Consider the following 22464-nt stretch of genomic DNA (forward strand, 5'->3'; position numbering starts at 1 on the left):
CGACCGCAGTCCGCCATGGTGTAATGGCAGCACGACAGCCTTTGGAGCTGTGAGGTCTAGGTTCGAGTCCTGGTGGCGGAGCGTGATGCACGAGAATCTTGCGATCGTAGTCCTGGCGGCGGGTCAGGGCACCCGGATGAAGTCGAAGCTTCCGAAGGTGCTCCATCCGATCGGCGGCCGTCCACTCGTGGGGCACGTGCTGCACACGGCGGACGCGCTCGGGGCGGCCGTGATCGAGGTCGTGGTGAGACACGAGCGTGACCGCGTCGTCGAGGTGATCGGTGATCACCCCGGTCTCGTCGTCGTCGATCAGGACGATGTGCCCGGCACGGGGCGCGCCGCGCAGCTCGCGGTCGACGCACTGCCTCAGGATTTCTCCGGCGACGTGCTCGTGCTCTCCGGAGATGTGCCGCTGCTCGAGGCCGAGCAGCTCTCCGCACTCATCACCGAGCACCGCAACGCGCAGGCCGAGGCGACGATTCTCTCGGCCGAGCTCGAGGACGCGACGGGCTACGGCCGGATCATCCGTGACACGGCGGGCGCTGTGAACCGCATCGTAGAGCACCGCGACGCCAGCGACGCCGAACGGGCCGTGAGCGAGATCAACGCGGGTGTCTACGTCTTCCGTGCGAGCACGCTCAGGGAGCACCTGCCGAACCTCTCGTCCGACAACGTACAGGGCGAGCTCTACCTGACCGAGGTCGTCCGGATGCTCCGCGACGCACAACGCTCCGTTGCGGCGAGCGTGGCTCCGGATGCGCGGGTCGCCCTCGGAGTGAACGACCGCGTGCAGCTCGCTGAGGCCGGCGCGATCCTCAACGAGCGCGTCGTGCGTCGCTGGCAGCGCGAGGGCGTCACCGTCAAGGACCCGGCGACCACCTGGATCGACGACACAGTGACGCTGGCGCCCGACGTCACGATCCTCCCGAACACCCACATCCTGGGCGCGACCACGGTCGACGAGGACGCCACGATCGGGCCCGATACGTCACTCGTCGACTGCGAGGTCGGCCGGGGCGCGAACATCCGCCGCTCCGATGCTACGCTCGCGGTCTTCGGCGCGGAGAGCACCGTCGGGCCGTTCGCCTACGTGCGGGCGGGGACGACACTGGGAGACGGCGGCAAGATCGGCACGTTCGTCGAGGTGAAGAACTCTTCCATCGGAGACGGCAGCAAGGTCCCGCACCTGTCGTACATCGGAGATGCGACGATCGGTCGCAGCGCGAACATCGGGGGCGGGGCGATCACAGCGAACTACGACGACGTGGATAAGCACCGCACCGAGATCGGCGATCAGGTGCACACGGGTACGCACAACGACTTCGTGGCGCCGGTTAGGATCGGAGACGGCGCGAAGACGGGGGCGGGGGCTGTGATCCGCAAGGACGTCAAGCCCGGCGCCCTGGCTCTGAGCGTTGCGCCGCAGCGCAACGTCGAAGGCTGGGTGGAGAAGAACAGGGCAGGTACCGAGGCGGCCGACGTGGCCGCACGGGCGCGTCGAGCAGAAGAGGCAGTCGGTGGGTCAGAAGCAGAAGCAGAAGCACGTTGAGCTCGACCGCGACAAGGGCGTAGCGCCCGGTGTCGTGACCAAGACGAAGAAGCGCCTGGTGGTGGTCGCCGGCCGCTCGCACCCTGAACTGGCGACCTCCGTGGCCGAGCACCTCGGCATCGAGGTGGCGCCGACTGAGCACCGCACCTTCGCGTCCGGCGAGATCTACACGCGCTTCGAGGTGTCGATGCGCGGCTCCGACGTCTTCCTCATCCAGTCGTTCTCCCAGAACGTCAACGAGGAGCTGATGGAGCTTCTCATCATGCTCGACGCGCTCAAACGTGCCTCCGCCAAGCGCGTCACCGTCGTGGCGCCTTACTACCCGTATTCGCGCCAGGATAAGAAGGGTCGCGGCCGCGAGCCGATCTCGGCGCGACTCATCACCGATCTCATCGCGCAGGCCGGTGCGGACCGCATCATGAGCGTCGACCTGCACGCCTCCCAGATCCAGGGCTTCTTCGACGGCCCCGTCGATCACCTGTTCGCCAAGCCCGTCCTGATGAACCACTTCAAGGAGTCGTTCACCGAAGCGGAACGCGAGAACCTCACGGTCGTCTCGCCCGACATGGGCCGCGTTCGTGTGGCCGACCAGTGGTCGGAGTCGCTGGGGGCGCCGCTTGCGATCATCCACAAACGCCGCGACCCGAAGGTCGCCAATCAGATCACGGTGCACGAGATCGTCGGGCAGGTCGCCGGTCGAACCTGTCTCCTCGTCGACGACATGATCGACACGGCGGGCACCATCGTCAAGGCCGCGCAGGCGCTGAAGGCGAACGGCGCCGAGAAGGTCATCGTAGGTGCGACTCACGCGATCCTCAGCGGTCCTGCGGTCGAGCGGCTCGGCGATGACGCGATCGATCGCGTCGTCGTCACCGACACCGTTCCGGTCCCGCAGGATCGCCGCTTCGAGAATCTCACCGTGCTCTCCAGCGCACCGCTGCTCGCCCGAGCGATCCGCGAGGTCTTCGATGACGGCTCCGTCACGAGCATGTTCGACGGGGCCGCCTGAGCATCACAGGCGATTCATATCCGGATCCGATCCACGGTTCCGCGTTCGGCTCTAGTCTGGCGGTACCGACTCACCGCGACGCCGACAAGGGGCCCACGATGAACAGAACCGTACGCACAGGATCCGCAATCGCGGGAGCCGCAGGAATCGTCGTTCTCGCCGGGTGCGGGGCCGTCACAGTCGGTTCTGGAGAGGCCGAGTCATCGACAGATGGCGACACTTCGTCCATCGAGTACTCTGACGGCACGTATTCCGCCGAGGGCACCTATCAGACGCCGGAGACCGTTGAGACGATCACAGTGACGGTCACACTGGAGAACGAGGCCGTCACCGAGGTGGAGGTGACGGGCGACCCGCAGGCGCCCGAGACGGAGCAGTATCAGGGCGAGTTCATCGACGGCATCGCCGATGAGGTCGTGGGCGTCGACCTCGACGATCTCGATGTGAGCCGTGTCGCGGGCTCGTCGCTGACGAGCGGCGGTTTCAACCAGGCGATCGATCAGATCAAGCAGGACGCCGCAGCCTGACATGACGGGTGCAGCGTGGCGATTCGACGCGATCGGCACGTCGTGGGAGATCGTCGCTCCCGCACCGCTCGGTGACGAACTCCGTCGAGCGGTCACGGAGGCCGTCGATCGCTTCGATGCCGAGTGGTCGCGCTTCAGGGCCGACTCGCTGGTCTCCCGCCTCGGTGCGCGAGGCGGTCAGGCACCCGCTCCGGCAGACGCCGAGGCCATGCTCGATCTGTACACCGAGCTGTCGTTCGCCACGGACGGTGCTGTGAACCCGCTTGTGGGGAAGTCGCTGGAGCGGCTCGGGTACGACGCGGCGTATTCACTGCGTGCGTCGGGGGATCCTCTCGCGGCTCCGGCGGGGTGGAGCGACAGGATGACTTGGCGCGGCGGCGCGCTGCGCATCGACGGCCCGGCCGTCGTCGACGTGGGCGCGCTCGGCAAGGGGCGTCTCGTCGACCGGGTCCTCGATCTCGTCCCGGACGCCGTTGTGATCGACGCGGGCGGCGACATCCGAATCGGATCGGAGCCTCAGCGCATCGCACTCGAGCATCCGTACGACGCGCGCAGGGCGGTAGGCCGCGTCACGGTGCGAGACGAGGCACTGTGCGCGTCGGCGTCGAACCGGCGGGCGTGGGGTGACGGACTGCACCACGTGATCGACGCGCGCACGGGAGCGCCGGTGCGCACGATCGTCGCCAGCTGGGCGATCGCGGCGACCGCGATGACTGCGGACGCGGCGGCGACCTCCCTGTTCTTCGATGGAGGGCCGCGCTTCGCCCGCGATCATGACGTGCACTGGGTGCGCATGCTCTCCGACGGCGGAGCAGAATGGTCGCTGGGGGAGCGGATCGAGAAGGGCGAGGCGGAGCTGTTCATATGATCGGATCACTCAGGGCCTGGTACCTGTGGGCGGTGCGCCTGCTCGGCAGGGCGTCGATGTACCGGCTCACCCTGTTCGCGCTGGCCTCGCTCGTGGTCGTCGCCTTCATCGCGTCGGCATTCGGCCTGCTCGCTGCCACACCGGCATCCATCGCGCTCACCGCCGTGGTCCTCGTCATCGTCGGCTCCGGTGTCGACATGATGGGGCACCGCCTACGGGGAACACCGTGGCGCGCAGAGTCGACGCTGATCACCGCCGGCATCCTGCTGTTCGTGCTTCGTCCAGGCACGGATGCCGCCACGCTGGCCGGTGCGGCTGTCGGGGCCGCGATCGCCGTGGCTTCGAAGCACCTCGTCTCCTGGCGGGGCCGCCATCTGCTCAATCCTGCGGCGGCCGGCGCCACGGGCGCGACGCTCGTGGCGCTCGCGCCGTGGATAAGCGGGGGCTCGGCCTGGTGGGTGGGCTCGCCCGTGATGTTCGTGCCCGTGCTGCTCGCGGGCTTCGTCGTGCTGTGGCGCACGGAGCGCGTCAGGGTCGTCGCGCTGTTCTTCCTCGTCGCGGTCGTCGTCTCGGTGGTGCGCACGATCGTGCAGCTGAACGCCAGCGGCGCGTCTATGGCGCTGGATGACCTGCTCACAGCCGTCATCGTGCAGTCGCCGTATCTGTTCCTCGGCGCGTTCATGCTTTCGGAGCCGTTGACGCAGCCGCCGCGGCGCTGGCAGCAGTACATCGTCGCCCTCATCGTCGGGGCCCTTGCCGGATGGCCGGTGTCCCTCGGCGTGATCACGCTCGGACAGGAGCGGGCGCTGCTGATCGGCAACCTCGTGGCGCTCTGCTTCGCCGCGCGCTCGGCTGTGCGGCTGACACTCGCGGATGCCAAGGACCTGACGCCCACCGTTCGTGAGCTGAGCCTCACCGTGGCGGGCGGCATCCGGTTCGTGCCGGGCCAGTATCTCGAGCTCGAGGTGCCGCACCGAGGCGCGGACGCGCGCGGCACCAGGCGCGAGTTCTCAATCGCCTCCGCACCGGAGGAGCTGCCGGAGCTGCGCATCGCGTATCGTGCCGCGGGCGGCCTGCCGCCGTCCACATACAAGGCGGCGCTCGCTCGGGCCGGCGCAGGGGAGAAGCTCCGCGCGACGGGAGTGTGGGGCGACTTCGTGCTGCCTCGCGACGCAGAGCAGCCCTTGCTGCTGGTCGCCGCCGGGATCGGCATCACGCCGTTCGTCTCGCAGCTGCGTCATCGTCGTATCGCAGGCCGGATGGGAGACATCGTGATCGTGTACGTCGCGAGCACGGTGGATGAACTCGCCTACCGGGACGAGCTCGAGCGTGCCGGCGTTCGGGTGCACATCGTGACTCCCGATGATCCAGGCGGGTTGCCGGAGCAGTGGACGTGGCAGAGCGAACGGCTCACGGGAACCGCGCTCGCGGATGCCGTGCCGGGTCTGGACGAGCGCCGTGCCTACGTCTCTGGCCCTCCCGGCCTGATCGCCGGACTCGCGCCGACGCTGCGCAGAGCGCGATCCGTCACGACGGACGCGTTCGCCGGTTACTGAGCGCCGGTTGCGTCCGACGAAGATTTCACGTGCGAGAGGTTGCGCGGATGGGGCTTCGGCGCCAGCGGCCCATCGACACGACCCCTGAGGTGCGATCGGACGTATGGGGCGATGCCCATCGCAGCTCTGTCGCCGTGAGCGATGAGGATGCGATCGTCTCGGCGGGACTTCACTCGGCGACGAGCACGTCCCCGTCCCAGCGGACCGCGAACGGTCCCATGATGCCTCCACGGAACGGCGCCTCAGCCGTCTCATCGCGGAACGCGAACATCAGCCATTGGTCGCCCTCGCGACGCCGGACGAGCCTCGCCGAGTACAGCCCCTGTGGGGTGATGGGATTGGCTCGGTCGAGCGCGAATCCGCCCACCGTCGATTCGGCCGGTGCCGTCCATGACCCCGCTCGCGCTCCGGCATGCGCAGCGGACGCGTGGAACGGATTGCACGAGAACAGGAGAACGGAACGTCCGTCGACGACTTCGGTCTGGGGTACCTCGAGCTGACCGAACCCCGTCTCTGAAGGCTCGGTGATGGCAGGACGCAGGGTCCACGCGGTGAGATCGGGGGAGGTCGCATGGCCGATCACGCCTCGGCCGAATTTGGGGCCGTGTGGGGACCGCGCCGTGAACAGCATGTGCCAGCCAACGCCATCCGGATCACGCACCACCCATGGATCGCGCAGCGTCGGGTCGTGCCAGTCATCCTCGTCTGCCCCGACGTACCAGCTCGGATCCGGTTCGAACAGCGGGCCCGGAAGCTTGTTCCAGGTCTCCAAGTCGTTCGAGATCGCGCACCCGATGCGCTGGATCGGTTGTCGATCCTGTGACAGGGATACTCCGGTGTAGAACATCAGCCATCTGCCATCAGGACGACGCGTGACTGATCCCGTCCACGTTGCGAGGTCGTCGAATGCAGGAGCGTCAGAACGCACCACCGCGTCCGAGACTCGTGTCCAGGAGGTCAGATTCTGTGAGACGGCGTGACCGATCGATGCGCGATGGTGGCGTCGTTCGGGCTCGTGAAGCGCGCGTGAGGCGTAGAGGAAGAACAGATGGTACTGCTCTCCGTCGTCGGCGAACCAGAAGTCCCATACCCATGAATCGGTCAGATCGAACACCGGTGGGCGGGTCGTGTCCAACGAGATCACGACGCAGCCTCGCTCTGCGTGAGCACACGGCGCAGCCAGTCCACGCGCGCCGCGACGGCGTCGCGGCTGAGCGCGGCATCGGGCACGAGAACGTCGAACCCGTGCGCACCGCCCGGCCAGACGTGCAGTTCGGCGTCACCGCCGTCGGCCCAGATCCTCGCGGCGTACTCGACGCACTCATCGCGGAACGTCTCGGCAGAACCGACGTCGATGAAAGTGCGCGGTACGCCTGAGAGGTCATCCGCGCGAGAAGGGGAGGCCGTCGGCGGCACGTGCTCGGGAGCCCCACCCAGGTAAGCGGTCCATGCGGTCTCGTTGGCAGAACGGTCCCATGCACCGTGACCGGCCATCTGATGCGCCGATCCGGATGCGTTGCGGTGGTCGAGCATCGGACAGATGAGCATCTGCCCGTACAGATCGGGGCCTTCGTCTCGGGAACGCAGAACCGCAGCTGCGGCAAGGCCACCGCCAGCGCTGACGCCTTCTACGACGATGCGATTCGCGTCGATGCCGAGGTCCGGTGCCTCTGCGGCGATCCAGACGAGCGCATCATGTACATCGTCGATCGCGGCGGGATAGGGGTTCTCAGGGGCAAGGCGGTACTCGACCGAGGAGACGGCCATTCCCGCCGTCGCCGCGATGCGTGCCACTGGAGCCAGCGCGTCATAGGCGGTCCCGGTGACGAGGCCTCCGCCGTGCACATGGAACAGCAAAGGAACGGGACGAGTCGAGGCAGCGGGGCGAATCAGCGCGAGGTCGATCCTGCCGCCGTCGCGTCGCGGAATCCGGTGCACGGTGTGAGTCGCCTCACCGTCGCGGGTGAGTGCAAGGACGTCGGGTTGCTCACTGCGCGCACGCAGCGACTGGATCTGCTCTGGGGCGAGCATCGTCACGATGTCTTCGCGAGAGGCGAGCGCGATGGCGACTTCGGGATCAAAAGGAGGACGGGAACCGGGCATTCATCAGCCTTTCAAAGAGCCTTGGAGCAGAGCCTGTACGAAGTGTCGCTGGAAGATCAGGAACACGATGAGCGTCGGCGTGAGGATGAGCAGTGACCCGGCGCACAGCAGAGGAACATCAGTGCCCCACTGCCCCTGGAACGCGCCGAGCGCACCGGCCATGGTCCGCTTCGCGGGATCATCGACGAGGACGACCGCGAGGAGGAACTGGTTCCAGGTCCACAGGAACAGAAGAATTGCAAGAGACGAGAGCGCCGGGACTGACAGCGGCACGTGCACGCGCCAGAACAGCTGCCACGTCGTCGCCCCGTCAACGCGTGCTGCTTCGGACAGATCGTGAGGCATGTTGACGAAGTGGGCGCGCATCCACATCACGGCGAAGGGAAGGTACAGCGCGATCAGCGGAAGGATCAGCGCCCAACGTGTGTTCAATAGACCCAGATCGCGCATCTGGTAGTACAGCGGCACGATGATTCCTTCGAACGGCAGCGTGAGTCCGAGGATGAAGGCCACGAAGATGAACCCGCCGCCAGGCGGACGCAGATGTCCGAGAGCGAACCCTGCGAGAGTCGCGATGAGCACGGCGACAGGCACGACGCCGAGTTCGATGAGAACGCTCGACCACAGCAGCCGAAGCATATCGGCCGATTGGAAAGCGAGGGCGAAGTTCTCCCAGTGCGGTGTCTCAGGCCAGCTCAGGCCGCTCGGATAGGTGCCGGGCGGATGCAGCGCTGTGACGAACAGACTGATGAACGGTGCGACCGTTACGAGCAGAAGAGCGATGAGGAGCGAACGGCCGACGAGGCGATCACGGAGCGGGGCTTTCATGTGTCCTTCCCTCGCAGCAGGCGCTGCATCGGCAGTACGACGAGTAGGACCAGCGCCATGAGAATGACCGCGAGAGCCGACGCCGTACCGACGTCGCGTTGGAAGAAGGCGAGGTAGTAGATCTGCAGACCCGGCACCATTGTGGAACCGCCTGGCCCGCCCTGGGTCGAGATATAGATGATGTCGAACGCCGCCAGAGCCGAGATGACCGTGACCGTCACCGCCACTGTGAGCTCTTGGCGAACGCTGGGGAGGGTGATGGCGAAGAACTCTCGTATCGGGCCGGCTCCGTCGATCCGCGCCGCCTCGTACAGCGACGGGTCGATTTTGGACATTCCTGCTAGGAGAAGTACGGTGCACAGACCCAGCTGCACCCACGCGCCGATCATGCCCACTGCCGGGAGCGCGGTCGTGAAATCCCCGAGCCAGGCTCGTGCGAGATGACCGAGTCCGACTGCGCGCAGCAGCTCGTTGACGAGGCCGTCGCTGGCCAGCTGCCAGCTCCACATGATGCCGGAGGCGACAAGGGGAATCACCTGCGGAAGGAATAGCACGGTACGCGAGAAGCCGGCGAAACGCGATGCCGCGATGCCGCGGATGACGTTCGCGGCGAAGAGGCCGAGCACGACGGGGATCACGCTGAAGTAGATGATCAGCTCGAATGAGTTGAGTATCGCACCGACCAAGGCAGGGTCGCGGAACACGGCGGCATAGTTCGACACGCCCTCCCACGTCGCAGCGGAGAAACCGTCCCAGTCGTAGAACGAGTACTGAGCTGTCAGAGCGATCGGGCGCAGCACGAACGCGATGTAGAACGTCGCAGCCGGCAGGACGAGCAGATAGGCCCCAGCGGCGCGTGTGAATCTGCGTCGTCGGTCGAATCGTCGGCGTCTCGTGCGGGCCGCCGCGTCTGGGTCCACGGCGGCCCGTGTCATGGGGGACGTCATCGTCAGCCGTCGACCTCAGCCTCGTAATCGGTCTGGACCGAGCTGAGCACCTCGGCAGGGTCCTGCTGACCCTCCGCGAGCCGTTGCATCGCGGGGGTCCAGCTCTGAGCGTAGATCGAACCGGTGGCATTGGCGATGAAGTCCATCGCTCCGTCGGCCTCGCTGATGATCGAACCGGCGCTGAGCGTTTCCGCAGTCACGGACGCCGGATCGACGTCAGGCATGAATGCGTCTGCAGGTCCCATGGGGTGGGAGCCACCGACTTCCACCGTGATCGTCCGTGCCGTCTCGTCTGTCGCGATCCAGTTGAGGAAGTATGCCGCGCATTCCGGGTTCTCCGCGTATGCAGAGACTCCGTAGGTAAGCGGTGCAGACATCGCACCGAGCTGACCGTCTTCCTCGATCGGAGGCATCGGGAAGAAGCCGACCTCACCCGGCATCTGCTCGTCGAAGTTCCCCGATTCCCAGTCGCCGCTGAAGATGAACGCGCTCTCTCCATCGATGAACCGGGCGATCATCTGCGAGTAGTCGAGGGCGTTGATGTCGTCTGCGAAGTACTCCTCGTCGATCCAGCTCTGGAGGTGTGTCGTCGCGCGCAGGTTATCCGGAGTGTCGATCGTGGCGCCGGGCTTCTGGAAGACCCAGTCATTGATCGGCGCCGTCTCTCCGTAGGATGCCATGAGCAGTTGGAGTGGGAAGAGCAGCCCACCTGTTGCACCGCCGTTGAACTGTGCGACGGGAGTGAGACCAGCGTCTCGGGCGGCGCCGAGCTGTGCATCGAACTCGTCAAGGGTCGTGGGAGGGGAAACCATGCCGAACTCCGATGCAAGCGTCTTGTTGTAGTAGACGCCTGTCATGGAGAAGTTCAGTCCCATGCCGTAGAGCGGCCCAGCGCCCCGCCTGCCCTCGTCATCGACGCGCAGTTGTTCGAGCTGAGCCTCGGGCCAATCCGTCCAGCCGAACTGTTCAGCGTACGGATCGAGGTCGAGCAGAAGATCAGCGGACGCGAGTTCGGACATCTGGGGAAGGCGCATGAGGTCGGGCGGTGAGTCGCGAAGCACTCGTGGGGCATTCTGCGTGATGACGGCGAACTGGTCCTCGCGGATGTCGAACGTTACGTTCGGGTGCTGAGCGGTGAACTCGGCTGCGAGTTCCTTGGGGAGGGGGAAGCCTGTCTCGATGTACATGTCGAGCACGACATCGTCGTCGCCGCAGGCTGCTGTCTGCGGCGACTGCTGTGCGGGCGGGTCATCGTCGGGCGATGCGCCGCCTCCGGGTGGCGCGCACGCCGCAAGAGCGAGAACAGAAACTGACAGAGCGCCTATGACGAGTGGCGCGCTGCGTGCGGGGGTTGGTGAAGTGTGGCGAGACAACGGTGTCTCCTTTCGCGAAGGGTAATCGCTGGAAGCTAACGCGTGTTAGCATTGACCAGTATGAGGAGTGCTCACCTGCTTGTCAACCCTCGTCGGTGTGGCATGCCCGTGACAGGGCATGCCATGGAGAGGATCAAGAGGTGAAAGCCAGGCGAGTGACCCAGGCCGGTGTGGCGCACGCTGCGGGTGTCTCGCGTTCGACGGCTTCGCTCGTGCTCTCCGGACGGGGCGACGAGCTGCGCATTTCGGGCGAGGTGCAGAGGAGAGTACGCCAGGTCGCTCTCGAACTCGGGTACCGTCCCAATCTGGTTTCTGCTGGTCTTCGCGACGGAACGAGTCGAACCATCGGATTCCTCTCAGACACGATCGCCACCTCTCAGCTTGCCGGAGACATGATCCGAGGAGCTCTTGCTGAGGCGCATCGTGCCGGGTACATGCTGTTCATCGGTGAGAGCGAGGGCGACATCGCTGAAGAGGAGCGCCTCGTCGACGCGATGCTGGACCGTCAGGTGGACGCCGTCGTCATCGCATCGATGTTCACCCGCGAGCGGGGAGTATCGGAAGCGGCGCGCGGCCGTGCAGTACTTCTCAACGCGCTGCCGGAGCATGGAATCGACGTCGCGGCCGTGGTGCCGGACGAGTACGACGCAGGGCGCCGCTCCGCTGAGAGGCTGCTCGCCGCGGGCCACCGCCGGATCCATCTGATCGGTGTGGGGCTGGGCGAGGATGAGGTGCCACCTGAAACGGTCGCGGGAGTCGAGCGTCGGCGCGGCATCCTCGACGCGCTGGGGGCCGTCGGTGTGACTCCTGAAAGCGGGCGGCTGTGCAGAATCTGGCTTCCTGACGACGGCTGGAAGGCTACCCGCGATCTGCTCGCATCTGGTGTCGACGGAGGGGCGCTGATCACGTTTAACGACCGTCTCGCATTCGGTGCATATCAGGCGCTCCACGAGGCGGGGCTCACAATTCCCGATGACTTCTCGATGGTGTCGTTCGACGACCACCAACTGGCGGGCTGGCTGCATCCGGGACTGACGACGTTCGCGATCCCGCACTACGAGCTCGGTGAACGTGCAGTTCGGCGGTTGCTGACGGATGAAGGCCCCACAGGGGGCACAGAGCGGATCGCAATGCCGCTGGTGGAGCGCGGATCGATCGCCGAACACGGTTGAGCCTCCGCCGTCCGTCGACGTGCAACGACTATGTCAATGCGTCTTGATCGCCGTCCGGCACCGCGTCCAGGGGCTTCGCGGGCAGGCGCACCTCGAACGTCGTGTCGCCCGGTGAGCTGCGCATGCTGATCGTGCCGTGGTGCGCCTCGATGATGGCCTTTGCGATCGCCAGGCCGAGACCCGTGCCTCCCGTCTTGCGCGCTCGCGACACGTCGCCGCGCGCGAACCGCGAGAACATCTCCGCCTGCAGCCCATCGTCGATGCCAGGCCCGTTGTCGTGCACCTGCACCACGGCACGCGTGGCGCTGCCCTCGCCTTCGCGGTGCACGCGCAGCGTCACCTCAGTGTCTGCGGGGGTGTGCGTTCGCGCGTTGGCGAGCAGATTCACGAACACCTGGCTGAGCCTGGCACCGTCTCCTGCGACGATGAGCGGCTCCTCGTCGGCCTCCACGCTCCAGGCATGGTCCGGCGCGGCCACCTGCTGATCGACCAGCGCGTACACGGCGACCTCGGTGAGATCGACCGCGTCGATGACCACTTCCTGACCCTCGTCGAGCCGCGCCAGCAGGAGAAGATCCTCCACCAGCCCCGTCATCCTCAGCGACTGCGCCTGAATGCGCTCGAGCGACTGCTCCGTGGTGTCGGACAGCGTGGGGTCCCGCAGCGACAGCTCCGAATAGCCCCGGATGGACGCCAACGGAGTGCGCAGCTCGTGGCTGGCATCGGCGACGAAGCGGCGCATGGTCGCCTCATTGCGCTCGCGCGCCGACAGGGAGTTCTCAACGTGGTCGAGCAGCGTGTTCAGCGAGGAGCCCACCTGTCCGACCTCGGTCGCAGGGTCGGCCTGGTCGTGCGGAACGCGCTCGGCGATCGACACGTCGCCCTGGTCGAGGCGCTGGCGCGAGACGCGTGTGGCGGTCTCAGCGATGTCGCGCAGCGGACGCAGGCCTCTCCGGATGATCACGCTGGTCGCGACCCCGAGGCCGACCATACCGCCCGCTGTGACCAGGCCGATCGCCCACAGCATCCGGGCCAGCGTCTCGCTCTCGCTGCTGGTCGCCAGTCCCAGCACTCCGAGCACTTTGCCAGAGGAGCCGTCGATCAGCGCCTGCACTCTGAAGCTTCCGATGCCGGAGAGCTTCACCGTGTGCGGACGGACGTCCGTGATGACCGCAAGCACTTCGGATATCTGCTGCGCTGACAGCGACTGTGCCGAGAAGTCCTCGGTGAAGTAGGCACCGGCCGCGCCGCCGGAACTCGTCCCGAAGATCAGCATCGTGCCTGGCGCGGCGCGTGAGTCCTGCAACTGACCGACAGGATCGCCGGCGGCTGCGTTCTTGCCGAACTCCGGCCCGAGGGATTCGCTCGTGTTCTTGAGGCGTTCGTCGACGCTCGCGTTGAGCACGGTGGTCAGCACGGCGCTCGTGACGAGTGCGACCACCAGCAGGATGCCGGCGACGATCGCGAACACCGTCGCCATCAGCCGCGACTGCATGCTCATCTTTCCGGTGAGCCGCCCCGGTGCGACCGACCCGGTCGGAGTCTCGTCGGTCGGTTGCTGCGGCGGTGGGGCACCCGTCGCCGGGATCCGGCTCACGATTCCTTCTGAGGTGCCTTGATCATGTATCCGGCGCCGCGCACGGTGTGGATCAGCGGATCGCCGCCGGCGTCGATCTTCTTGCGCAGGTACGAGATGTAGAGCTCGACGACGCTGGAGCGCCCTCCGAAGTCGTAGTTCCACACGCGGTCGAGAATCTGCGCCTTGCTCAGCACGCGGCGCGGGTTGCGCATCAGGAAGCGCAGCAGTTCGAACTCGGTGGCCGTCAGCTCGATCTCGCGCCCGTCGCGATCGACCTCGTGGCTGTCCTCATTCAGGCTGAGGTCGCCCACGCGGAGCACCGGGTCCTCCTCCGCGGGCTGCACGCCGGTACGGCGCATCAGAGCGCGCAGGCGGGCGACGACCTCTTCGAGGCTGAACGGCTTGGTGACGTAGTCGTCGCCGCCAGCGGTGAGGCCGGCGACGCGGTCCGAGACCGCGTCCTTCGCGGTGAGGAACAGGATCGGCACGTCGTCGCCCGACTGGCGCAGTCGCTGCATCACCGCCATGCCGTCGAGATCGGGCATCATGATGTCGAGCACGACCGCATCAGGCGCGAACTCGCTTGCGGCGCGCAGCGCGTCGAAACCGCTCGCCTCTGCGCGCACTTCCCAGCCCTCCATCTTCAGCGCCATGGAGAGCAGATCGGTGAGCATCTGCTCGTCGTCGACGACGAGCACGCGAACGGGCGAGCCGTCGGGCCGGGCGAGGGGAGCGTGCGGATCGGTCATGTACTCCATTGTGCGCACGAATCTATGCGTCCGCTATGGCGTGTGCTATGCGTCGCCTGTGAAATCGGCGCGGGTGGCCGCCGCCGCTTCGCGACCTCACTCGTCGGGCCTTCCGGTGCGCCGATCTGCGCTATGCGTTCGTGCGCGTCGGATCCCGTGTGAGAAATTGCGCCACGGTCATCCGGGAACCGCGTTCCGGCGCACCTGAGCACGGGACGCCTGGAACAGCAGCGGGCCGCCCCGGATCATCCGGATCGGCCCGCTGAGAGCGCTGAGATCAGTGCGTGTCTTCGGCCTCGATCTCGGAGCGGTCGCCCGACCACAGCGTGTGGAAGGTGCCCTCCTTGTCGATGCGCTTGTAGGTGTGCGCACCGAAGAAGTCGCGCTGCCCCTGCACCAGCGCGGCCGGCAGGCGCTCCGCGCGGATGCCGTCGTAGTACGCCAGCGACGAACTGAACGCCGGCGAGGGGATTCCCGCCTGTGTGGCGGCGATGACGACGCGACGCCATGCGGCCTGGCCGCGGGTGAGCGCATCGGCGAAGTACGGAGCCGCGGCGAGCACGGGCAGATCCGGCTGCTCGGCGTAGGCATCGGCGATGCGGTTCAGGAACTGGGCGCGGATGATGCAGCCCTCGCGCCAGATCTTCGAGACGGCGCCGAGATCGATCGTCCAGCCGTACTCCTCGGCGCCTGCGCGGATCTCGTCGAAGCCCTGCGAGTACGCGATGATCTTGGAGGCGAACAGCGCCTGGGCGACGTCCTCGATGAACGCATCGGCGTCATCGACCTGGAACTCCTCGCCGGGCCCAGGGAGCGTCGCCGCCACGGCGCGCTGCTCGGGGTGGGAGGAGAGGGAGCGGGCGAAGGTGGCCTCAGCGATGCCGGAGACGGGAACGCCGAGCGAGAGTGCGGTCTGCACCGTCCAGGCTCCGGTGCCCTTGGCGCCGGCCTGGTCGAGGATGACGTCCACGAGCGGCTTGCCCGTCGCCGCGTCGTTCTGGCGCAGCACCTCGGCGGTGATCTCGATGAGATACGACTCGAGCTCGCCGGTGTTCCACTTGGCGAACACATCGGCGATCTCGGCCGGGGTCTTGCCGGTGCCGCGCCGGATCAGATCGTAGGCCTCGGCGATCAGCTGCATGTCGGCGTACTCGATGCCGTTGTGCACCATCTTCACGAAGTGGCCGGCGCCGTCGTGGCCGACGTGGGTCACGCAGGGTTCGCCCTCTGCGACTGCGGCGATCGACTCGAGGATCGGCCCGAGCGTCACCCACGACTCGTCGGAGCCGCCTGGCATGATCGACGGACCGTTGAGTGCGCCCTCTTCGCCGCCGGAGATGCCGGCGCCGACGAAGTTGATGCCCGTCTCGCGGACGGCCTTCTCACGGCGGATCGTGTCGGGGAAGTAGGCGTTGCCGCCGTCGACGATGATGTCGCCGGGCTCGAAGACCTTGACGAGTTCATCGATGACCGCGTCCGTGCCACGGCCGGCCTTGACCATGATGATCGCCGCGCGGGGCTTCGACAGCGACGCGGCGAACTCCTCGTAGGAGAACGCGGGGATGAACCCGGCCTCGGGGTGCTCGCTCACCAGCGTGTCGGTCTTCTCACGACTGCGGTTGTACACCGCGACCGTGTTCCCTTCGCGGCTGGCAAGGTTGCGGGCCAGATTCGACCCCATCACGGCAAGTCCGACGACTCCGATATTCGCACTCATGCGTACAAGGCTATCGCCCCGGGGAGCGTCAGAGAGACGCGAACGGTTCGACGACGCGATACGGAGTCGCACAGCGATTCTCTTTCGGATGATTCGTCGGGTACGATGGAGGCGACCTCGGCGAGGGATAGCCATGAACGGCATCCGTTATCGACGCGGGTGTGCGGGCCGCCATGCTCTCCTCACGTGTCGCGTTCGAGTCGAGAAGCTTAACCACCGTGGCAGCCACATGCCGCGAGTACGAGGAGAATCATGAGCGACAAGAACACTCTCGCGGCGTCTGTCCGCACCGAGTTCGGCAAGGGCTACGCGCGCCGTCTGCGCGCGGCCGGCAAGATCCCTGCTGTCATCTACGGCCACGGCAACGATCCGACCCACGTCGCGCTGCCCGGCCACGAGACTGGCCTGATCGTTCGCCACGCGAACGCCGTCATCGACCTCGACGTCGAGGGCAAGAGCGAGCTCGTGCTCGTCAAGGATGTGCAGCGCGACCCGGTGCGCTCGATCATCGAGCACATCGACCTGATCTCGATCAAGCGCGGCGAGAAGATGCAGGTCGACGTGCCGTTCGTGATCGAGGGCGAGAGCTTCGCCGGCACGATCCACACGCAGTCGGCATCGGCCATCACGGTCGAGGCAGAGGCGTTCCACATCCCCGAGACCCTGACGGTTTCGATCGACGGTCTTGAGGACGGCACGTACGTCTACGCCAAGGACGTCGAGATGCCGGAGGGCGTCACGCTCGCCGACGACCCCGAGCTGCTGCTGGTGTCGATCTCGACGCCGCGCGGCGAGGAGGACGAGCTGGAGGAGGGCGAGGCCGCAGCCGAGGGCGAGGCCGCGTCGGAGGAGGCTGCAGAGTAAGAGGTCGCACCGACGGACGTCGGTGACGCGAGTCAGGCGGCCTGTCGGCGCGAGCTCTGACACCACGACGTCTCTGCGAGGGGGTGCGATGATGATCGCACCCCCTCGCTTTTTCGTGAAAGGAGAGCCGTGGTCGACACATGGCTGATCGCCGGGCTCGGAAACCCCGGCCCTCGCTACGAGCTGACCAGGCACAACGTCGGCCAGATGGTCGTCGACGAACTGGCCGCCCGTCGAGGCGAGTCATTCGGGCAGCACAAGGCGAATGCACGCGTTGCCGAGACCTGGGTGCGCCCCGGCGCTGCGAAGCTCGTGCTGGCGAAGCCGAACTCGTTCATGAACGTCTCGGGCGGGCCGGTGTCGTCGCTGGCGAAGTTCTTCTCGATCGATCCTGGCCGGGTGATCGTCGTGCACGACGAGCTCGACATCCCGTTCGACTCGCTCAAGCTCAAGCTCGGCGGCGGCCACGGCGGGCACAACGGCGTGCGTGACGTGGCGAAGGCACTCGGCAGCGGCGAGTTCATCCGGGTGCGCGTCGGCATCGGCCGCCCGCCTGGTCGCCATGACCCCGCCGACTGGGTGCTCTCACCGTTCTCCGCCGGCGAGAGGCAGGATCTCGGGAACCTGCTCGTCGACGCCGCGGACGCGGTGGAGCGCATTGTGGAGGACGGCCTGGTCGCCGCCCAGCAGCGCGCACACGCGCCGCGACCGTAGCGCGCACAGGAACAGCGCGAGGCCCGTCACCTTCGGAAGGTGACGGGCCTCGCGGCATCCGGATGTGCGTCACATGGTGTCGAACGGGATGGACGACACGAAGGTGGCGACGTAGGTGATCATCACCGGCACGATTCCGACGACCGAGATCACGATCGCGGCGATGCCCCAGCCGCGGCCGCGGTTGAGCACGGTCGCGACGATGCCCTGGATCAGGCCCCACATGCCGAAGAGTCCGTAGACGCCGAACCCGGCGAAGATGCCGAACAGGTAGGGCAGGAACTCCGCATCCTCGAAGCCGGTGTAGCTGTAGTCGGAGCCGGCCGCATCGGAGACATATCCGGCGAGGGCTGTGGAGGCCACGCCGACGATCACGCTCCCCGCGATGACGGCGATCACGGAGGCGACGGCGGCGATGATGCCGAGCGTCGGCGATCCCTTCGGACGGGCGGGTCGCGGCTGCGGCGGTGCCGGGTAGTACCCGGGCTGCTGCTGCTGCGGGTATCCCTGGCCCTGGTAGCCCTGGCCCGGCTGCTGCGGGTAGGCCTGTCCCGGCTGGCCCTGCGGCGGCTGGCCCGGGTGACCCGGCTGGTTGTTCGGCTGCGGAGGAACCGGTGGAGTCGACATGTGTCGTCCCTTTCTCTTAAGCGGCGGCGACGCCGACGGCAAGGGCAGCGCCCGTGAGCGCGGCGAGCAGGATGGGGGAGGAAGCGGCGACGACGATCGCCCACACTGCCGGGGCGCGGCCGCGCTGTCCTCGCAGCGCGATGATGCCCTGGGTCAGCGCCCAGACGCCGAGCGCGCTGCCGAGCCAGAAACCGACCTCACCGATGATGATCAGCGATCGCGCGGGTGCGAGGATCGCCCAGGTCCAGACTCCGGAATCCAGGAATGCGCTCGCGCCGATCGCCCTGCCGGAGCCATGGCCGGCGAACCAGAGGGGGACGGCCGCGAGGACGAACGCTCCGATCGCGAGCACGATCGCGACTCGTCCGAGGCGGGGAGCTGTGCGCTTGGGCCGCGGCGCGACGACGGGCGCGTATCGAGGGTCGACGGGCGGCTGATACGGAGCCGCATACCCTCCCTGATACGTCATGCCTCCATGCTACGGTGCGCCCGGCGCGCTCGCAGTATGGCGTTCCCACCCATCCGCCGTCCGCGCGTCGCGCCCGCGGTGCCGTTCCGATGCGGTTCGGAGGCGCGTAGACTCGGGCGGTGACAGTTCACGGCATCGAGCGCGCCCTCGAACGTTCCGAAAGCTATCGTGATGCGCTCGCCGAGGCGGCCGTCGACGCGGAGCTTTCGTGTGCATCGGGGCTGGACGCGCCGCTGTTGGCCGCCATGCTGGAACGACGCGCGGCCGCCGGTCGTCCTCCCGCTCTGCTGGCGATCGCGCCGACGGGCCGCAGAGCCGACGCGCTCGGCGCCGCCATCGAATCTCTCGTTCCGGATGCGACCGTGCTGAGCTTCCCTGCGTGGGAGACGCTTCCGCACGAACGGCTCAGCCCCAGCCCGGAGACCGTCGGGCGTCGGCTGACGACCCTCCGCGCGCTCGCCGCGTGGAACGGCGATCACCCGATCGTGGTCACCGCATCGGTGCGCGCCGCGGTGCAGCCGATCGTGCCGGGCCTGGCCGAGATCTCGTCGATCGACCTGCGGGTCGGCGAGCGCGCCTGCGATCTCGACGAGCTCGTCGCCGGGTTGGTGGAGCGCGCGTATGCCCGTGTCGACATGGTCTCGCGCCGCGGCGAGTTCGCCGTGCGCGGCGGCATCGTGGACGTCTTCCCACCCGTCGCCGATCATCCGTACCGCATCGAGCTGTTCGGGGACGAGGTCGACCAGATCCGGGCGTTCTCCGTTGCCGACCAGCGGTCGCTCCCCGGCGACATCGACGGCGTGGAACTGGTGCCGAGCCGCGAGCTGCTGCTGACCGACGAGGTGCGTGAACGTGCGCTCGAGTTGCAGGACTCCATGCCGGGCATCGCCCAGATGCTCGAGAAGATGTCGAACGGGATTCCTGTCGAGGGCATGGAATCGCTCAGCCCTGTGGTCGCCGGCCCGCTCGTGTCGCTGCCCGCATATATGCCACCGGCCTCGTCGGTCGCTCTGGTCGATCCGGAGCGCGCCATCACTCGCGCGCTCACGCTCGGCGAGACGAACCGTGAGTTCCTCGAGGCGGCATGGGCCGTCGCAACCGGGGGCGGAGATGCGCCCGTCGACCTCGACGCGGGCGACTTCCTGCCGATCTCCCGCCTGCGGGAGGATGTGCGATCCGGCGGCGGCGTATGGTGGTCGCTCAGCCCGTTCGACGCCGGCATCGCCGAAATCAGTGCGGAACTCGCGGAGGCGGGGGAAGACGTCGTCCCGGACGGCGGAGCGACCAGGGTGCGATCGGAGGCCGTTCCGTCGTTTCAGGGGAACGTCGAGGGCGCAACGGAGCACATCGCAGGCAGGCTGCGCGACGGCTGGGCCGTCGTCGTCGCCGCCGAGGGAGCGGGCCTCGTCGAACGGGCCAGGGACGTGCTCAGCGAACGAGGTCAAGCGGCGCGCATCGTCGAAGAGCTGACGGACGCGCCGGAGCCGGGAGTCGCCACGCTCGTGCGCGCCTCACTCGAGCGCGGCTTCGAATCCGCCGAGGCGCAGCTCTCCGTGCTCACCGAGAACGAGTTCTACGGCAGGGCGATCGGCGGAACGAACCTCGGCGCCAAGAAGCTCGCCTCGCGTCGGCGCAACGTCGTCGACCCGTTGCAGCTGAAGAAGGGCGACCACGTCGTGCACGCCACGCACGGCATCGGCCGCTTCGTCGAGATGGTCAAGCGCGAAGTGTCGACGGGCGGGCGGAACGCGGTCAAGAGCGAGCGCGAGTACCTCGTGCTCGAATACGCGCCCAGCAAGCGCGGCCGTCCCGGTGACAAGCTGCACGTTCCCACCGACCAGCTCGACCAGCTCTCGAAGTACGTCGGCGGCGAGGACCCGCAGCTGTCGAAGATGGGCGGCAGCGACTGGGCGCAGGCCAAGAGCAAGGCGCGCAGGGCCGTCCGCGACATCGCCGTCGAGCTCGTCAAGCTCTATTCGGCACGGATGGCGGCCAAGGGCCACGCGTTCGGTCCCGACACCCCGTGGCAGCGCGAGCTGGAGGAGGCGTTCCCGTTCGCCGAGACCCCCGACCAGCTGCAGACGATCGACGAGATCAAGCGCGACATGGAGAGCCCGCAGCCCATGGACAGACTGCTCTCCGGCGACGTCGGCTTCGGCAAGACCGAGGTCGCCGTTCGCGCAGCGTTCAAGGCGATCCAAGACGGCAAGCAGGTCGCGATGCTGGTGCCGACGACCCTGCTGGTCAAGCAGCACTTCGAGACGTTCGCCGAGCGGTTCGCCGGTTTCCCCGTGCAGGTGCGGTCGCTCAGCCGCTTTCAGAGCGACAAACAGGCCCGCGAGGTCGTGCAGGGGCTGGCCGACGGCACCGTCGACATGGTGATAGGCACGCACCGGATCCTCACCGAGCGTGTGAAGTTCAAGGACCTCGGCCTGATGATCGTCGATGAGGAGCAGCGCTTCGGCGTCGAGCACAAGGACGCGCTGAAGAAGCTGAAGACCAATGTCGACATCCTCGCGATGAGTGCCACGCCCATCCCGCGCACGCTGGAGATGGCCGTCACGGGCATCCGGGAGATGTCGACTCTGCAGACGCCGCCCGAGGATCGCCACCCGATCCTGTCGTACGTCGGCCCGCGCAACGACAAGCAGCTCACCGCGGCGATCCGTCGAGAGCTGCTGCGCGAGGGGCAGGTGTTCTACGTGCACAACCGCGTGCAGTCGATCCAGCAGATCGCCAGTCGCATCGCGGAGCTGGTGCCGGAGGCCCGGATCGCGGTGGCGCACGGCCGGATGGGCGAGCAGCAGCTCGAACAGGTCGTCGACGACTTCTGGGAGCGCAAGTTCGACGTGCTCGTGTGCACCACGATCATCGAGACCGGGATGGACATCACCAACGCGAACACCATCATCATCGACCGCGCCGACAGATACGGCCTCGCCCAGCTGCACCAGCTGCGCGGGCGGGTCGGGCGCGGCCGTGAGCGCGCATACGCATACTTCGTGTACGACGAGATGAAGCCGCTCAGCGAGACGGCCGCCGACAGGCTCGAGACGATAGCCGTGCACAACGACCTCGGCAGCGGTACGCAGGTCGCCATGAAGGACCTTGAGCTGCGCGGCGCCGGGAACCTGTTGGGAGCCGATCAGGCCGGGCACATCGCCGGAGTCGGCTTCGACCTGTACCTCCGGATGATCGGAGAGGCCGTGTCGACCTTCCGCGGCGATGAGACCGAAGGGCCGACGGAGCTGCGGCTCGAGCTGCCTGTCGATGCGCGTGTGCCGGAATCGTACATCGACAGCGAACGGCTGCGCCTCGAGGCGTACCAGAAGCTCTCCGCCGCGGCCGCTGCCTCGGCGGAGGAGGATGCCATCGACCTCGTCGTAGAGGAGCTCGCCGACCGGTACGGCGGACCGCCTGCGGAGGTCATCGGACTTGTGCGCGTCGCGCGGCTGCGTCGCCGCGCCAGCCGTTCCGGGCTCAGCGACGTTGTGGCGATGGGTAAGAACCTCCGCATCGCACCGGCGAATCTGCCGGATTCCATGCAGGTGCGACTGAAACGCCTGTATCCGAACGCCAAACTGCTGGCGGGAGGAGAGGCGATGGTGGTGCCGCTGCCGACGAAGATCGAGCCCGGCCAGGACGAACTGCTGCTGGAATGGGTGGAGCAGCTCCTCGATGCCCTGTTCCCGCTCCCGAAGAAGGAGGACACTCCGGATGCGAGCGTTGATGCGCAGTCCGCGTAGAATCGTGGCCGGTGTGCCGGGAAGTCTGGTCGGCGTCGCGGGCCCGACGGTCCGCGGGCAGTCGTTG

At 67.2% G+C, this 22464-nt stretch carries 19 protein-coding genes and 1 tRNA gene; 10 read left to right on the plus strand and 10 right to left on the minus strand.

All coding sequences use genetic code 11. The features are described 5' to 3' along the window. Window positions 1–9 precede the first annotated feature (9 nt). The 6 genes from DZG09_RS08135 to DZG09_RS08160 all read left to right on the plus strand — a co-directional run bounded on the left by DZG09_RS08135 (window position 10) and on the right by DZG09_RS08160 (window position 5509). A tRNA-Gln gene (locus DZG09_RS08135) sits at window positions 10–81 on the plus strand. A 4-nt stretch (window positions 82–85) separates the two neighbouring features. Continuing rightward, the gene (glmU, locus tag DZG09_RS08140; protein ID WP_119697095.1) at window positions 86–1549 is read left to right on the plus strand and encodes a bifunctional UDP-N-acetylglucosamine diphosphorylase/glucosamine-1-phosphate N-acetyltransferase GlmU; all 1464 of its coding nucleotides are present in this window, start codon (window positions 86–88) and stop codon (window positions 1547–1549) included. A gap of 34 nt (window positions 1550–1583) precedes the next feature. After that, window positions 1584–2558 carry a ribose-phosphate diphosphokinase gene (locus DZG09_RS08145; protein ID WP_240423870.1) on the plus strand — a complete coding sequence of 325 codons (975 nt, stop codon included), beginning with the start codon at window positions 1584–1586 and terminating at the stop codon, window positions 2556–2558. A gap of 98 nt (window positions 2559–2656) precedes the next feature. Then, window positions 2657–3085 (plus strand): FMN-binding protein, encoded by a 429-nt coding sequence (locus tag DZG09_RS08150; RefSeq protein WP_119697097.1) that lies wholly within the window; start codon window positions 2657–2659, stop codon window positions 3083–3085. A 1-nt stretch (window position 3086) separates the two neighbouring features. Continuing rightward, window positions 3087–3953, plus strand: a complete 867-nt coding sequence (locus DZG09_RS08155) for an FAD:protein FMN transferase (RefSeq protein WP_119697098.1) — start codon at window positions 3087–3089, stop codon at window positions 3951–3953. Continuing rightward, on the plus strand, window positions 3950–5509 hold the full coding sequence (locus tag DZG09_RS08160; RefSeq protein ID WP_119697099.1) for an FAD-dependent oxidoreductase: 1560 nt from the start codon (window positions 3950–3952) through the stop codon (window positions 5507–5509). The genes DZG09_RS08155 and DZG09_RS08160 overlap by 4 nt, the downstream gene beginning before the upstream one ends. Before the next feature lie 169 nt (window positions 5510–5678). Here the strand turns inward: DZG09_RS08160 and DZG09_RS08165 are convergent, their stop codons facing one another. From DZG09_RS08165 to DZG09_RS08185, 5 genes are read right to left on the minus strand one after another with little or no spacing between them, the layout of a single operon-like run. After that, window positions 5679–6653, minus strand: coding sequence for a glycoside hydrolase family protein (locus DZG09_RS08165; RefSeq protein ID WP_240423765.1), 975 nt, complete (start codon window positions 6651–6653; stop codon window positions 5679–5681). Beyond that, window positions 6650–7612, minus strand: a complete 963-nt coding sequence (locus tag DZG09_RS08170) for an alpha/beta hydrolase (protein ID WP_119697100.1) — start codon at window positions 7610–7612, stop codon at window positions 6650–6652. Before DZG09_RS08170 ends, DZG09_RS08165 begins: the two co-directional genes overlap by 4 nt. 3 nt (window positions 7613–7615) lie before the next feature. Continuing rightward, on the minus strand, window positions 7616–8440 hold the full coding sequence (locus DZG09_RS08175; RefSeq protein ID WP_119697101.1) for a carbohydrate ABC transporter permease: 825 nt from the start codon (window positions 8438–8440) through the stop codon (window positions 7616–7618). Continuing rightward, window positions 8437–9375, minus strand: a complete 939-nt coding sequence (locus DZG09_RS08180; RefSeq protein ID WP_119697102.1) for a carbohydrate ABC transporter permease — start codon at window positions 9373–9375, stop codon at window positions 8437–8439. The genes DZG09_RS08175 and DZG09_RS08180 overlap by 4 nt, the downstream gene beginning before the upstream one ends. A gap of 14 nt (window positions 9376–9389) precedes the next feature. Continuing rightward, complete coding sequence (locus tag DZG09_RS08185; protein WP_240423767.1) at window positions 9390–10574, minus strand: ABC transporter substrate-binding protein; 1185 nt, start codon at window positions 10572–10574, stop codon at window positions 9390–9392. Window positions 10575–10900: 326 nt separating this feature from the next. On the opposite strand from DZG09_RS08185, the gene DZG09_RS08190 reads away from it, so the two are divergent. Continuing rightward, on the plus strand, window positions 10901–11932 hold the full coding sequence (locus DZG09_RS08190) for a LacI family DNA-binding transcriptional regulator (RefSeq protein WP_240423769.1): 1032 nt from the start codon (window positions 10901–10903) through the stop codon (window positions 11930–11932). Window positions 11933–11960: 28 nt separating this feature from the next. On the opposite strand, the gene DZG09_RS08195 is transcribed toward DZG09_RS08190, so the two are convergent. The 3 genes from DZG09_RS08195 to gndA form a co-directional block, all read right to left on the minus strand. Next, a complete protein-coding gene (locus tag DZG09_RS08195) occupies window positions 11961–13529 on the minus strand; it encodes a sensor histidine kinase (protein ID WP_240423771.1) in 1569 nt (522 codons plus the stop codon). After that, window positions 13526–14260, minus strand: coding sequence for a response regulator transcription factor (locus tag DZG09_RS08200; RefSeq protein WP_119697458.1), 735 nt, complete (start codon window positions 14258–14260; stop codon window positions 13526–13528). The genes DZG09_RS08195 and DZG09_RS08200 overlap by 4 nt, the downstream gene beginning before the upstream one ends. Window positions 14261–14537: 277 nt before the next feature. Then, window positions 14538–15977: an NADP-dependent phosphogluconate dehydrogenase gene (gndA, locus tag DZG09_RS08205; protein WP_205529095.1), complete on the minus strand. Its 1440-nt coding sequence runs from the start codon at window positions 15975–15977 to the stop codon at window positions 14538–14540. Between the two features lie 252 nt (window positions 15978–16229). On the opposite strand from gndA, the gene DZG09_RS08210 reads away from it, so the two are divergent. Continuing rightward, window positions 16230–16841: a 50S ribosomal protein L25/general stress protein Ctc gene (locus tag DZG09_RS08210; RefSeq protein WP_205529096.1), complete on the plus strand. Its 612-nt coding sequence runs from the start codon at window positions 16230–16232 to the stop codon at window positions 16839–16841. Between the two features lie 129 nt (window positions 16842–16970). Then, a complete protein-coding gene (pth, locus tag DZG09_RS08215; RefSeq protein ID WP_119697107.1) occupies window positions 16971–17555 on the plus strand; it encodes an aminoacyl-tRNA hydrolase in 585 nt (194 codons plus the stop codon). Window positions 17556–17624: 69 nt separating this feature from the next. On the opposite strand, the gene DZG09_RS16755 is transcribed toward pth, so the two are convergent. Continuing rightward, window positions 17625–18182, minus strand: coding sequence for a hypothetical protein (locus tag DZG09_RS16755; RefSeq protein ID WP_205529097.1), 558 nt, complete (start codon window positions 18180–18182; stop codon window positions 17625–17627). A 16-nt stretch (window positions 18183–18198) separates the two neighbouring features. After that, on the minus strand, window positions 18199–18651 hold the full coding sequence (locus DZG09_RS08225; RefSeq protein ID WP_119697108.1) for a hypothetical protein: 453 nt from the start codon (window positions 18649–18651) through the stop codon (window positions 18199–18201). A 119-nt stretch (window positions 18652–18770) separates the two neighbouring features. Between DZG09_RS08225 and mfd the strand changes: the two genes are divergently transcribed. Then, a complete protein-coding gene (gene mfd / locus DZG09_RS08230) occupies window positions 18771–22397 on the plus strand; it encodes a transcription-repair coupling factor (protein ID WP_119697109.1) in 3627 nt (1208 codons plus the stop codon). The last annotated feature ends 67 nt before the right edge of the window (window positions 22398–22464 follow it).

The organism is Microbacterium halotolerans (assembly GCF_003569805.1).
Taxonomy (GTDB): Bacteria; Actinomycetota; Actinomycetes; order Actinomycetales; family Microbacteriaceae; genus Microbacterium; species Microbacterium halotolerans.